This window comes from Devosia sp. Z6_126 (assembly GCF_058133495.1).
The window spans coordinates 615,645-629,466 of sequence record NZ_JBYUNO010000003.1 but is presented as its reverse complement, the minus strand read 5'-3'; the positions used below and the strand labels follow the sequence as shown (position 1 = coordinate 629,466).

The 13,822-nt window shown below is 60.4% G+C and carries 9 protein-coding genes; 2 read left to right on the top strand and 7 right to left on the bottom strand.

The window, feature by feature from the left end:
- Nucleotides 1–26: 26 nt before the first annotated feature.
- Nucleotides 27–1,910 carry a polysaccharide biosynthesis protein gene (locus AC3YOG_RS15265; protein WP_489935686.1) on the top strand — a complete coding sequence of 628 codons (1,884 nt, stop codon included), beginning with the start codon at nt 27–29 and terminating at the stop codon, nt 1,908–1,910.
- A 515-nt stretch (nt 1,911–2,425) separates the two neighbouring features.
- Here AC3YOG_RS15265 and AC3YOG_RS15260 read toward each other — a convergent pair.
- The 5 genes from AC3YOG_RS15260 to AC3YOG_RS15240 form a co-directional block, all read right to left on the bottom strand.
- Entirely contained in the window at nt 2,426–3,763 is a 1,338-nt protein-coding gene (locus tag AC3YOG_RS15260; protein ID WP_489935685.1) for an HlyD family type I secretion periplasmic adaptor subunit, read from the bottom strand.
- A gap of 66 nt (nt 3,764–3,829) precedes the next feature.
- Nucleotides 3,830–5,548, bottom strand: coding sequence for a type I secretion system permease/ATPase (locus AC3YOG_RS15255; RefSeq protein WP_489935684.1), 1,719 nt, complete (start codon nt 5,546–5,548; stop codon nt 3,830–3,832).
- 569 nt (nt 5,549–6,117) lie between these two features.
- Complete coding sequence (locus tag AC3YOG_RS15250; RefSeq protein ID WP_489935683.1) at nt 6,118–7,140, bottom strand: MraY family glycosyltransferase; 1,023 nt, start codon at nt 7,138–7,140, stop codon at nt 6,118–6,120.
- Between the two features lie 96 nt (nt 7,141–7,236).
- Nucleotides 7,237–8,163 carry an NAD-dependent epimerase/dehydratase family protein gene (locus AC3YOG_RS15245; protein WP_489935682.1) on the bottom strand — a complete coding sequence of 309 codons (927 nt, stop codon included), beginning with the start codon at nt 8,161–8,163 and terminating at the stop codon, nt 7,237–7,239.
- On the bottom strand, nt 8,160–9,266 hold the full coding sequence (locus AC3YOG_RS15240) for a glycosyltransferase (protein WP_489935919.1): 1,107 nt from the start codon (nt 9,264–9,266) through the stop codon (nt 8,160–8,162). Before AC3YOG_RS15240 ends, AC3YOG_RS15245 begins: the two co-directional genes overlap by 4 nt.
- Before the next feature lie 415 nt (nt 9,267–9,681).
- Here AC3YOG_RS15240 and glf point away from each other — a divergent pair, with 415 nt between their 5' ends.
- Nucleotides 9,682–10,833 carry a UDP-galactopyranose mutase gene (glf, locus tag AC3YOG_RS15235; protein WP_489935681.1) on the top strand — a complete coding sequence of 384 codons (1,152 nt, stop codon included), beginning with the start codon at nt 9,682–9,684 and terminating at the stop codon, nt 10,831–10,833.
- A gap of 72 nt (nt 10,834–10,905) precedes the next feature.
- Here glf and AC3YOG_RS15230 read toward each other — a convergent pair whose 3' ends face one another.
- Nucleotides 10,906–12,339, bottom strand: a complete 1,434-nt coding sequence (locus AC3YOG_RS15230; RefSeq protein WP_489935680.1) for a phosphohexomutase domain-containing protein — start codon at nt 12,337–12,339, stop codon at nt 10,906–10,908.
- A 32-nt stretch (nt 12,340–12,371) separates the two neighbouring features.
- A complete protein-coding gene (locus AC3YOG_RS15225) occupies nt 12,372–13,799 on the bottom strand; it encodes a mannose-1-phosphate guanylyltransferase/mannose-6-phosphate isomerase (protein ID WP_489935679.1) in 1,428 nt (475 codons plus the stop codon).
- Nucleotides 13,800–13,822: the final 23 nt, after the last annotated feature.

The following is a 13,822-nucleotide window of genomic DNA, read 5'->3' as shown; positions in this document are numbered from 1 at the left end:
AACGGTTCAGAACGGCCCTCGGTGCCATGCCTCGTCCGGCAAAGCGGGTCCTGCTGATCGGCTTTGACGCCGTGGTGCTGGCCGGCGCGGTTTGGGTGAGCTATTCGCTGCGCTACAGCGCCCCCTTTGTGCCCACGCCCGCGCAATGGCTGCTGATTGCGGCTGCGCCACTGGTGGCCATTCCCATCTTTATCCGGCACGGCCTTTATCGCGCCGTGATCCGCTACCTGCCCGAGCGGGCAATCTGGACCATGCTGCAGGCCATGACCCTGGCGGCCCTGGCTTGGGTGGCGGTGGTGTTCGTAACCGAAATGGCCGGCAATGGCATTGTGCCGCGCTCGGTGCCGTTTTTTTACTGGATGATCGGGCTGCTGTTCATCGCTGGCAGCCGCTTTGCCGCCAAGCAGTTCATCTGGGCGCCGCGCGACGACCAGCTGAAATCGGGGCAAATCCTGATCTATGGCGCCGGGGAAGCCGGCTCGCAGCTGGCCATGGCATTGCGCTCGCAAGGGCGGCGCCTGATCGCCGGGTTTCTGGATGACAGCCGCGCGCTGCAGGGACGTGACGTAGCGGGGCTGCGGGTTTATTCGCCGGACTATCTGCCCCAGCTGATCGCCAATTTCGGCATCCAAGAAGTGATCCTGTCGATGCCGTCGGTGACTTCGGCCCAGCGGCAACGCATCGTGGCCGATCTGACGCGACACCCCATCAAGATCCGCACGCTGCCCCATATCGCCGATCTGCTGGCGGGCAAATATCTGGTCAACCAGATCCGCGAGATCGACATCGATGAGCTGCTGGGGCGCTCCTCAGTGCCGGCCGATGCCGAGCTTTTGGGGGAGATGATCCGCGGGCGCTCCATTCTTGTCACCGGGGCGGGCGGCTCCATCGGCTCGGAGTTGTGCCGGCTGGTGGCGCGCTGGTCGCCGCAAAGGCTGGTGCTGCTGGAGCAGAACGAATTCGCGCTTTACAACATTCACCGTGAACTGATCGAGCAGACCGATGCCGAGATCGTGCCGGTGCTGGCTTCGGTCACTGACGAGGCCGCGGTGCGCCGCGCGCTGAACTGCGCCCGGATCGATGTGCTGTTTCACGCTGCCGCTCACAAACATGTGCCGCTGGTGGAAGCCAATGCGCTCGAGGGCATGCGCAACAATGTTTTCGGCTCGGTTTGCATCACCCGCGCTGCCTTTGAGGCAGGGGTGGAGCAGTTCGTGCTGATTTCTTCCGACAAGGCGGTGCGGCCCACCAATGTGATGGGCGCCACCAAGCGCTGGGCCGAGCTGATCATGCGCCATTATGCGGGGCTGGCGGAAGCGGCGGGCACCGGGCAGCGCTTTTGTGCGGTGCGCTTTGGCAATGTGCTGGGCTCCAATGGCTCGGTGGTGCCGCTGTTTCGCGAGCAGATCGCCAAGGGCGGCCCGGTGACGCTGACCGATCCGGCGATGACGCGCTATTTCATGTCGATCCACGAAGCGGCCGAGCTGATCGTGCAGGCGGGGGCGCTTTCGGACGGGGGCGATGTGTTCTTGCTGGAAATGGGGGCGCCTGTCAAAATCTCGGACCTGGCGCGCAACATGATCCAGCTCGCCGGGCACACGGTGCGCGACGACGACAATCCGGGCGGCAGTATCGAGATCGTCACTGTCGGCAGCCGGCCGGGCGAAAAGATGTTCGAAGAACTGTTCTACGACGCCAGCAGCGCCCACCCGACGCGCCACCCCAAGATCCTGCGCGCCACGCTGCGCAACGGCGCCCATGAAGTGCCCGACGCCCTCGAAGCGCTGCAAGCCGCCATTAAGCGCGGCGACGAGGCCGCGGCGCGCACAGAGCTGTTTGGTCGGATTGCCGCGCCGGTTCTTCCTCTTGATGGTCGAGTCAAGGTTTCGAACGCGCCAGCAGCCGTTTAGATAATCAGCCCTCAACGGGTCCGACGTGTTGCTGTGAAGGCATTCACATAGGGTTTCATCTAGTTCGGTCGGTATCATGGGGCTTCTGCTGCAATCAGATCCCAACCGGCTTCATCGTCAAATGTGCATGCATGTGGATCGACGAAGCAGAACCTCGCCGCCTTGCTAGTTCGCCCGCTAGGGGTGAACTTTCTCCTGATAAACTACCAAAGTGTCAATTCTTACAGCTGCGCGCGGCAGGTTGCCAGGTCCCGTCGATTCTTGCTTCCACTGGGGCTGGTAGAGGGTAAGCTGCGCAGCCAGATAACCAATAATTCGGCGAGTTGGACCTTGGGTAGCATTCTTTTATAAGCACCTGTGCGTGGCCGGACGTTGCAAGCCTCAGGCTAATCTGCGTAGTCGAATGCGGCCGGCCACCTGTCGCTGGGCACCCGCACAAGCATTGCCAAAAACTGGTCGCCCCGGGCGAAAGTTCTCCCCGCACGACTGCAGGGTAAGCGCATAGCGGCCAATTGCTAGCGTTCCCTCAAACCCTTCCAGAACGCATCGGCAATGGGGCGAAAGAAATATTCAACCATGGTCCGCTCGCCCGTGGCGATGATCACGTCGGCAGGCATGCCGGGGACGAGGCGACCCTTGATCTCGTCGGGCACGTTCTCGTCCGCCACCCGAACGCGTCCGATATAGTAGGGCTCGGTGCGCCCGTCCTTGGGGTCGAACACGTCTTGCGACACCACCTGTACCTCACCAAAAATTACCGGCGTGGTGCGGCTCTGGAAGGCAGGGAACTTCACTTCAGCCGTGCTGCCGACCGACACGCTGTCAATGTCCAGTGGCCGGATACGGGCGCTGATGATCAGATCATCATCGAGCGGGATAATATCCATGATTGGCTCCGCGCTGCGGATGACGCCCTGGGTCGTATGCACCATGATGCCCTGGACCATGCCGCGCACTGGAGCACGAACAATGGTGCGGTCGAGCACGTCCTTGGCAACTATGAAGCGCTCGGACACCTCGTTGAGCTGGTCGCGGACGTCGCGCAACTCATTGCCAGCACGTTCCACAAACTCCTGGCGCAGCTGGAGGATCTGCAGTTCGGTTTCGGCGACACTCTGCTTAATCTTGGCGATCTCAGCGACGAGGCGGCCATAGTTTCCCTGCAGTTCCAAGCTCTGCCGGGTTAGCTGGGAAAGCTGGTTAGTAGAGATAACGCCACTTTCCTGTCCCGTGGTCAGCCGCCGCACTTCGTCCTCGATGGAAGTTCTCTGCGCGTCCGTCGCCTGCAACTGCACGGCAAGGCCCTCGACCTCCTCGTTGAGTTGGTCTTTGCGCACGCGCAGAATGCCGATCTGGCCGTCCTTTGTTGCCTTGCGGTCGTTGAAAAGTGTGCGTTGCATTTCAAGCGCAGCGAGTTCTTCGGGATTGTCGCTGGCAAGAAGTTCAGGTGGAAACGCCACTTCAGCTGCATCAAGACTTTCAGCCATGAGGCGCGCCTCGGTCGCCTGCAGGATAGTTTGGCGCGTCTGCATCACGGCGAAGTTGCCCTGAGCTTGGGTGGGATCCAAGACTACAAGAGGCTGGCCAGCATCAACAACATCCCCTTCACGGACCAAGATCTCTTTGACGATGCCGCCCTCTAGGTGCTGGATCGACTTGCGATTTGATTCCACAGAAACCGTGCCCGACGCAACGACGCCGCTCGCCAGAGAGGCTGTTGCCGCCCAGGTTCCGAAGACGCCAAAAGCCAGGATGATCGTGGCGTAGCCCGCCAGGATGTAAGGACGCGGTGAAAACTCGTCCGCTTTGCGCTTAGGTAAAATACCCGCGGTCTTGATGCTTAGATCGGTCATATGTCCCGTTCCTGATATTCGCGCGCGCAAGCTGCGATCTGATGGCAGCGCAAAAGGGGTGACTTTCTAGCTTGCTGCAGACACTTGAGCAATTTGGGCCGCTTCCTTGCGGGCAGCAACGGCGGGTTTGGGCTGCAAGACTTCGCGCGTTGGGCCGAATGCGCGCATGCGTCCGTCGGCCATGATCAGGGTCTTGTCTGACAAAGCCAGCAACCCAGTCTTGTGACTGACAAAAACAACCGTGCGGCGACGTTCCTTTAGATCCTTTAGCGCCCGCACCAGTGCGGCTTCCCCCTCACCATCAAGATTGGCATTGGGTTCGTCCAGAACGATGAAAGCTGGGTCGCCGAACAAGGCCCGGGCGAGTCCAACGCGCTGGCGCTGGCCGCCTGATAGCTGTCCGCCACCAACGCCAATCTGAGTTTCGTAGCCCTCTGGAAGCGACTGGATCAAGTCGTGAACACCGGCGCGTTGTGCTGCCAGGACGATTGCCTCGGGATCGGTTTCGCGGAAACGCGCAATGTTTTCCGCGATCGTGCCGGCAAAGAGTTCAACCGACTGAGGCAGGTAGCCCATGTAATTGCCCAGCTCACTGCGGTTCCAGTGATCAAGCTCGGATCCATCGATCCGAACTGCACCGGCAAGTGGCGACCATATGCCGACCAAAGCCCGAACGAGGCTGGACTTCCCTGCGCCACTTGGCCCGACCAGAGCCAGGGTTTCACCGGGCTCGAGCTGGAACGTGACCCCTTGCACGATCGGCATGCGCGAGCCGGGAGCAGCTATGGCTACGCCCTCGGCCGAGATGCGCCCGAGGGGGCGTGGCAGCTGCAGACGTAGCTCTTCACCAGGCAGGTTCTCGAACAGTTGCTTGAGGCGAGCATAAGCCTGCCGCGCGCCAATAACCTGTTTCCACTGCCCGACAACTTGATCAACCGGGGCGAGAGCGCGGCCCATCATGATGGAAGCAGCGATCATCACGCCCGGTGAGATCTGCCCCTCAAGGGCGAGATAAGCTCCCGTTCCGAGGATTGCAACCTGCAGTCCCATGCGGACGAATTTAGAGGCGGAAAGGAGAACGCCGGCTCGATCGCTCGCGCCTGCCTGAAGTTCGAGCATCTTGCGATGCATTTCGGCCCAACGGTGGCGAAGGCTGTCTTCCATGCCCAGGGCGCGAATCACTTCCACGTTCTGCAAGGTGGTGTTGGCGAAGTGCTGCGCTGCCAGAGAGTGCGTATTCGCTTCACCCAAGGACTTGCGGGTAACGACCTCGTTGAGCAGCGCAAGCACGAAGATAATGACGGCGCCAGACGTGGCCACCCACCCGACCAGGGGGTGGAAAACAAAGCAGACGACCAGGAATACTGGCACCCAAGGGACGTCGCAGATGGCGATCAGGCCTGATCCGGTGAAAAACTCGCGCAGCCGGTCGATGTCGCCCAAAGCGAAATGGGCCTTGGCTTGTGGTTGGGTAATGGTGCTGGTGACCACGCGATTGAACAGCGGGTTGGCAAGCGTGTCATCGAGTCGCATTCCGGCCCGCACCAATACGCGCGAGCGCAGCCATTCCATCACACCATAGATCGCCAGCATGAACACAGCTATGAAGGTCAGCACCAGAAGCGTCATTTCGCTACGGCTTTGCAGCACCCGGTCATAGACCTGCAACATATAGAGCGGGCCCACAAACATCAGCGCATTGATCGCCGCGCTAAAGACGACAGTCGAGAAGAGTACGGAGCGGTACGTCTTGAGCGCGTCAGAAAAGACGTTCTTATTCTTCATTGCGGGCCTTCGTGGTGCTCAGTGGTATGGGAGGTCGGTGTAATCGCTGCAGCTTCTGACATTGATGAGGGCGGGTAGAGCTTAGCTTGGGATCCTGATTGAGGGTACGGACATGCCGCAAAGCCCACAGCAGCGCGAAGGCAATAATTAAGTGAGAGTAATCATGTTATCGCAACTTGGTGCGGCTATGACCAAATCATGGTCACTTCCGGAACATGTAGGCTACTTAGTTGTGACTTGCGACAGAGCTTCTCGCAAGAAGGTGTGACCCACAGCGGTGTTGTTCGGTTGGGTTGTCCCAATTTGGTAACCACCTCCTCGTGGTTTAGCCGGGCCCATTGAGCCTGCTGGCCTAATCGCAGCCCGGGCGGTCTGGAGGGGAAGGACGATCAGCAGTGCCAATGACCGGGGCCAGGCACATTGCCGATGAGGTTAGCTATGCCAGAGTGCAATCAAGAAAGTCCGTCTGGCGATTCCAGGAGGGTGCGGTGGTAAGGATGGCTGGGAGGTTAGGTGGTGAACTCGATCGGCGACTCGACGGCCAAGTTATCGACGTTGGCAAGGGCAGTTTACACCGCGGTTTCCGTGCGGGCTCCCGCATTGCACAGCCAGGCGCCCAGCACCAAGGGAAGGTAAGCGGTTAGTGTTAACTGCCATTGCCAAGCGGGGAACCACTCTGCGGCGGCGGCGAGTGGCGTCAACCAGCCTATGGTGATGATGCAATAGGCCGTGGTAACCCGCGCATGGCCATAGCGGCGCGCCAGTTGCTGGTATGCGTGGCGGCGATGCGCTCGCCAGGGCCGTTCGCCTCTGGACAGCCTTCGCAACAGGGTAACAGTGGCATCGCTGACGAAAACTGCTGGCAGGATGAGCCAGCAGTTGTAGCCCAATTCGCCCGCCGAGATGGAGAGAAGAGCCAGCGCCATCACGGTCAATGCCAAGGCATTAGAGCCGGAGTCGCCCATGAAAATCCGTGCGGGCGGCCAGTTCCGGAGGAGAAAGCCCAGGCTGGCAGCGGCCGCTGAGCAGCCGAGCCAAAAGGTCGGTTGGCTGATCGCCTGGGGCTTCCCCAGGCTCCAGACGAGCATCGCCCCCAGGATAACAAGGGCGGCTTGGCTGGCGGCGATGCCGTCGATGCCATCCATGAAGTTGAAAAGGTTGATCCACCAGAGCCCAACCAACAGCAGGAGCAGCAGCAGGATAGGACCGGCCAGCCAGTCGGGGCCGGGCGAGGGCAACTGTCCGGCGGCCCAAAGCAGGGCAACCAGGATCACGGCCTGGGCGGCGAAGCGCAGACGAGCCGAGAGGTCCTTGAGATCATCCGCAAAGCCTAAGAGGGCAATCGCGGCGATGCAGGCGGCAATGCACAAAAGGCGCGGGCTGCCCATGGGGCTCAACGCAATTGCGGCGGCCACGATAGTCACGGCAAGGGCCAGCCCGCCACCACGCGCCGTTGGCTTGGTATGGGACGAGCGATGATTGGGTGCCTGGACGAGACCTAGGCGTTGCGCATGACGCTCCAGCCAGATGGTGAGCAGGACCGCGATAATTCCGGCCGATAACGCGATGCTGGGCAGGAGGAGTGGTGGCAAAACGTATGACTCGGTGTTTCTGAACTGCTGTTACCGGAGCCTCAAAATCAAGTCAGGCTCTTCTGGATCATAGCCGAATTCCGGTGGGGTTTCGCGTCACTTCCGGGAAGCAAAATTGTAAGCTGCGGTGCGAATGCCATCTTGCACAGTCACAGGCGGGTGCCAGTTCAGCGTTTCCCGGATGCTAGCGGTGTCGAGCAGCATTGTCTCGGACAGGCGATCGATTGGAGCGGCGAGCCCAAATTTGCGTGCTCCGCGCAGCAGCAGTGTTGGCACCGTAACCAACCGGCATGGTTTGCCAAGGCCATCGCAGATCAGGCGCAGCAGAGCAGGGGTTGGAAGGGGATCGGTATCGGCGATGTTGAACACCTTTCCTACCGCGGCCGGGTGCTCAAGGCAGGTCAGGACCGCATCGCCAAGGTTTTGCACTGCTAAGTAGCTGCGGCGGTTGTTGATGCCGCCAAATGGTAATGGGAAGCCCCGATCACACCAGTCAAGCATTTGCCGAAATCTTCCGCCGGCATCGGCGCCGTAGATGAGGGGAGGGCGAAGAGAAACGACCTTCAGGCCCGTTTGAATAGCGACCTCAGCAATCGCCTTTTCTGCGGCCAACTTGGATTGGCCGTAAGCGGTAACGGGGCGGGCGGTGTCCGTTTCACGGATGGCCGCGCCGTCACCCGGTCCGCTAGCGGCGATTGAGCTGATGAAGAGGAAGCGGGAAACGCCTGCCGTTGCCGCGGCCCGGGCCAGGGCCATGGTGCCTGCGGTGTTCACATCCGCGAACGCGCTGGCCTGCTCCGGTCCGATATGACCGAAGACATGGGCGCGAGCTCCCGCATGAACCACCGCGTCGCACCCGGCCAATGCGGCGGTCCAATCGGCGTCAGATGAGAGTTGGACTCTGAAATCCAGAGGAGTCTTGCTGGAATATCCGGCGGTTTTCACGTCGTGCCCGCTAGCGCGCAGCGCGTAGACAAGGTGCCTTCCTACGAACCCGCTGGCACCGGTGACTAGGATTTTCATGGTCCGCTCGCCTTGGCCGCAATGAGCTGACCATAAAGCGCCGCATATGATCTGCCCATCGCCTCGGCGGTGAAAAGTTCGACATACCGCTGGCGGGCGGCCTCGCCCATGCGCAATGCCAAGCCTGGGTCGCTAGCCAGGCGCTGCATCGCGTCGCCAAGAGCTGAGGCGTTGCCGGGCGGGACAGTCAAACCGGTAACCTTGTCCAGATTCACATAGCTCGTGCCTGTGCCCATTTCGCAGGAAATCATCGCTTTGCCAGCCTGAGCGGCCTCGAGAAGGGCCACGCCAAAGGCTTCCGAGCGCAAGTGGGACGGGAACGCGAAAACGCGGCAAAGCGACAGCAGGGCTTGCTTGTCAGCTTCATCGACCCGACCCAGAAGTGTTACATTACCGAGCCGCTCGCGCGCAACAATCGAGGGGTCGCCCCCGCCGGCAATAACGACGGGAAGACCGGTGGAGCGTGCCGCTTCTAGCAAAAAAGGCAGTCCCTTGTAGTATCTGAGCGCGCCGACAAACAGGAAGAAGCCTTCGCCGACGTGTTGTCGCATTGCCGCAATGCGGTTGAGATCGGGCGCAGGCGCTTCGGCTATCCCGATCTGTATCACCGACAGCTTGTCACGATATCGGGCCAGCACGGAACTGCTGGCCGCGTAATTGGGTGAGGTCGCCACGATGTGGTCCGCCGAACCCAGGAAGCGATCCATCAAGGGGCGGTAGAGGCGCAGAAGGTTTTTCTGTCGGACAACATCGGAATGATAGGTAATGACCGAAGGCTTTCGGACACGCGCCAGAAGATGCATCACGTCCATCATCGGCCATGGAAAGTGGTAGTGAACGAGGTCTGCCTTCGCCACGAGCTTTTGGAACTTGGGCAGCAGCGAAAATGACAACCCGGTTGACCTCACATACAAGTCGAGCTTGGCCTGGTGAGCCCAGTGGTTGGCGATGCGGACTGGGTTCGGATCGGGATGAGCGCTGAGCGATAACACGTCCGTAGTCACGCCCAAGGGCGCGGTGCCTTCGGCTATTTGCCAAATTACCCGCTCGACGCCCGTGTAGCTGTCGGGAAGATAGACCTTGAAGAGATGAAGGACTCGCACTCGACTTCCTGAAGCAAGGTTTTGGGCATATCGGCAAGAACGTCGCCCGATGAGCGTAGCGAAGCTCCGCCGGCGGATCAAAACTGCGCCTGCGCTTTTAGTTCTCGAAGAAGCAGCTAGTTGGCTTTCCCGGTCGGGTCCAGCGTTAGTTAACGCAACAGGAAGCTTGCGCGCCTTGGTCGCGGCAGCTTTCGGCCGATCTTGAGAGCGCTTGCAGCTAATGTTCCTCCTAAACGTTAAGCACGGGCGGGCATATACCTCCGCCGGCTGTTGCGACGGTTCTTTACGTTCAGCGCTGTTAGGTCATGCTGGTGCATACACTGCCAGCTCTGGGTCCGGCACATCAGGTCGCCAGCCGCGTTCGTGGTGCAGCGTCCTGGCCGGGCTGTCATATTCTCCAACTCTGGATGGCCAAGTGGATCCGACGTCTTTTGATATCCTTGTGGTCGGCGCGGGTTTTTACGGCGCTACCATCGCTGAGCGCGTCGCCAATGTTCTGGGCAAACGGGTGCTGGTGATCGACCGGCGCGACCATATCGGGGGCAACGCTTATTCCGAGATCAACCCCGAAACCGGGATCGAGGTGCACCGCTATGGCGCCCATCTGTTCCATACGCCCAACAAGCTCGTATGGGATTATCTGAACGGCTTTACCGCCTTCACTGGCTACCAGCACCGGGTGTTCACCTCGTTCAAGGGGCAGGTTTATCCCATGCCGATCAATCTCGCGACGATCTGCCAGTATTTCGGCAAGCAGATGTCGCCCGACGAAGCGCGTGCGCTGGTGCGCGAACAATCAGCCGAGCTCGGCGACGCTGCCCCGCGCAATCTCGAGGAAAAGGCGATCTCGCTGATTGGCCGCCCGCTTTATGAGGCGTTCATCCGCGGCTACACCGCCAAGCAATGGCAGACCGATCCCACCTTGCTCCCCGAAAGCATCATCAGCCGATTGCCGGTCCGCTATAATTTCGACAACCGTTATTTCAGCGACAAGTATGAAGGCCTGCCGGTTGACGGCTACACCGCCATCTTCGAGCGCATGCTCGACAATCCCCTGATCGAGATCCAGACCGGGGTCGATTATTTCGCCATCAAGGACACCATCCCCAAGGACAAGCTCGTTGTGTTCACCGGACCGATCGATCGTTACTTCGATTACCGGGCGGGCGAGTTGAGCTGGCGTACCATCGATTTCGAACCCGAGATCGTGGGTGTCGGTGACTACCAGGGCACGGCAGTGATGAACTATGCCGACGAGGATATCCCTTTTACCCGCATCCTCGAGTTCCGCCATTTCAATCCCGAGCGGAATTACCAGACTGAAAAGAGCTATATCGTGCGCGAATATTCCCGCTTCGCGCGGCACGAGGACGAGCCCTATTACCCCATCGATACGCCCGAGGATAAAAAGGTCTTCCAGGCCTATCGCAGCCTCGCCGAAGGCGAAGAGAACGTGATCTTCGGCGGTCGCCTCGGGACGTATCGCTATCTCGACATGCACCAGGCGATCGGCGCGGCGCTCAAGGCCTTCGACACCGAAGTGCAGCCGCGGCTAAGCCGGGCCTAGCTATTGGATCAATCGGCACTGCGTTGTGGTCCTGCCCACCGCAAACGAATGAGGGCAGTGAGACCGGCAGGGTTAGTTCGCATCCGCCGGGCGAACCGCGCGCTCGGCGGCGTCTAGGGCCCAGGACAGAACTGCCCGGGCGCGTGCAGCATCGTCAGCTTCGACGTAGCAACGCATCTCAGGGGCATTGCCTGAGGCGCGGTAATGGATTGTGGATCCGGTGTCCAAACGGAACTGGAGCCCATCCACTGCCGAAAGGCTGGCAACTGCGCCGATCGGCGCAAAGAAGCTCTCAGCAAACTTGGGTTCGTTTTCAAGACGCTGGAGGAGCCTGGCGGAGGCAGCCGATGGTACGTTTTCTAGCCGGTCGCTCACCATCGGACGCGTCGGCAGGCCTGCCACTAGGTTCGCCACCGATACCTGCTGGCGCGCCGCCAGGCCCAAGACAGCGAGCAAGGGCAACAGCGCGTCGCGAGTTGGCAGGGCCAATAGGTCAATGCTCCCCGTGGAGCAGTCCGAGCCCAGCAACGTGCCTCCGTTGGCTTCAAAGCCAATGATCCTGCCATAGCCCTGCGCGCGCGCATCATCGATCCCGGCGATCACATAGGGAGAGCCGACTTTTGTGCGCAGGACCGCAGCAAAAAGGCCGGTTCTTTCAATTGCCGAGTTCGAAGTGACCGGCGTTACGATGGCGTCCGCCTGCAGGAACTGCGCCGTCAGCAAACCGAGCACGTCACCCCGCACAAACGTGCCGTTGCCATCAACCATGAACGGCCGATCGCCATCCCCGTCGGCGGAGATGATGGCATCGAGCCGGTGTTCAGCAATCCAGCCGGGTAGAGGAGCAAAGACGGGATCGTTCGGGGCTTCGGTATCCACTGGCACGAAGTCTCCGCGACGGCCCAGGCGTAACACGGTTGCTCCACTGTGCTGCAGTGCGGCAACAAGAAGGTCGCGTGCGACGGTTGAATGCTCGAAAACGCCAATCCTGAGCCCGGTAAGATCGGCCATGGGGCGAGGCGAGGTGTAACGGCAGAGGTACAAGTTGGCGGCGGCACTGTCTTGTTCCGGCGGGACACTGGCATCGGCGGCACTTTGGGCCTTGCCCGCCGCTGCAGTGATCCCTTCCTCATCAGCTTTGCTGATTTCCCCGGCGGGCGTATAGAATTTGAGCCCGTTCCGATCAGCCGGGATATGGCTGCCGGTGATCATGATCGAAGCGCTCTGGTTTTGCATGGCATGGAACGCCAGGGCGGGCGTGGGGACGAGGCCACAATCGACGGGAGTCAAACCGGCCGCGCGAATAGCGGCGGCACAATCCTGCAGGATTGCCGGACTGCTCGGCCGGAAGTCCTGAGCAAGGTAGACCCTGCCACTGCAGCTCGCACCGATGCTCGCAAGGTACTCGATGAAGCCGCGCGTGTAGCGTCGCGCGACCTCGCCCTGCAGTTCCACTGCCAGGCCCCGCAATCCGCTGGTGCCAAATCTTACGCTTGAGTTACTCATCCGGAGCGAACACCCTTTCACACTGCTGGTTGTCAGGTCCGCCCGAAATCGTCTTCGATTCGGATGATGTCATCCTCGCCCAGATAAGAGCCGGTCTGTACTTCGATCAGCTCCAGCAAAATCTTGCCCGGATTGGCCAGGCGGTGGGTTGCCCCCAATGGCAGGTAGATGGACTGATTTTCGGTAATCACCGAAACACGGTCATCCACCGTGACTTCAGCTGTCCCACGCACCACGATCCAATGTTCGGAGCGATGATGGTGGCGCTGGAGCGACAGCTTCTTGCCGGGATGCACGAACAGGCGCTTGACCTGGAAGCGTTCCCCGGACAGCACCGAGGAATAGCCGCCCCACGGACGATAAGCGGTTTTGTGCAACTCGGTCAGGTGCACGGTATCGGCCTGCTGGCGCAACTGCGATACAATAGCGCCGACCTTCTGAGCTTCCGAGAGCTTGCCGACGAAGATGGCGTCTTCGGTGGCGATGACAGCCATGTTCTCGAGGCCTTCAACCGCAATATGGGCCTTTTCGCTGATCACGAGCGAGCCGGTAGTGTTGCTAAATGTTGCCCTGCCTTGGGCGACATTGCCGGCTTCGTCCTTGTCGCTGGCATTCCAGACGGCATCCCAGGAGCCAAGGTCGGACCATTTGTAGTTGACCGGCACAACCGCCGCGCGTGCCGTTTTCTCGAACACGGCATAATCGACGGAAATGTCGGGGGCAGCTTCAAACGCGTCCTTGTTCAACCGGACGAAGTCGAGGTCGGCGCTGGCGCCGCTTACAGCCTGCTGGGCGCTCTCATAGGTTTGTGGCGCATAGGAGCGACAATCTTCAAGAAAGTCGGCCGCGGACATCATGAAGATGCCGGCATTCCACAAGAAGTTGCCTGAGGTCACCATCGCCTCGGCCTTTTCCAGGGGGGGCTTTTCAACGAAGCGAGCGACGCGTTGCACCTCAGGAGAAATAGCCTCGCCGGCTTCAATATAGCCGTAGGCAGTTTGCGGGGCGGTGGGGGTGATGCCGAAGGTCACAAGGTTACCAGCTTGCGCGGCACCCAATGCTATATGGATAGAACGCCAATACCCCTCGTCTGGCGCGACGGCGTGATCGGAAGGCAGAACATGCAGCACCACGTCCTCGCCATACTTGCCCTGAGCGAATAAGGCCGCGCTGGCTATGGCCAAGGCGGTGTTGCGCGACATTGGTTCGAGCAGCACGCCGGAGAGGTCCGAGCCAATCTCTAGAGCCTGCTCGGCCACCACAAAGCGGTACTCATGATTGGTGATCACCAGTGCTGGCAGGTAGAGCGAGTGATCGCTGACGCGCCTGAGTGTTTCCTGAAAGAGGCTGACGGGGCCCGTCAGCTGCAGGAACTGCTTGGGGCGTGCGGCACGCGAAAGCGGCCACAGCCTGGTTCCCCGGCCACCAGCTAATACGACTGGAACAATCTGCCTGCTCATTGTTGTCCTCTCACTGACGAGAT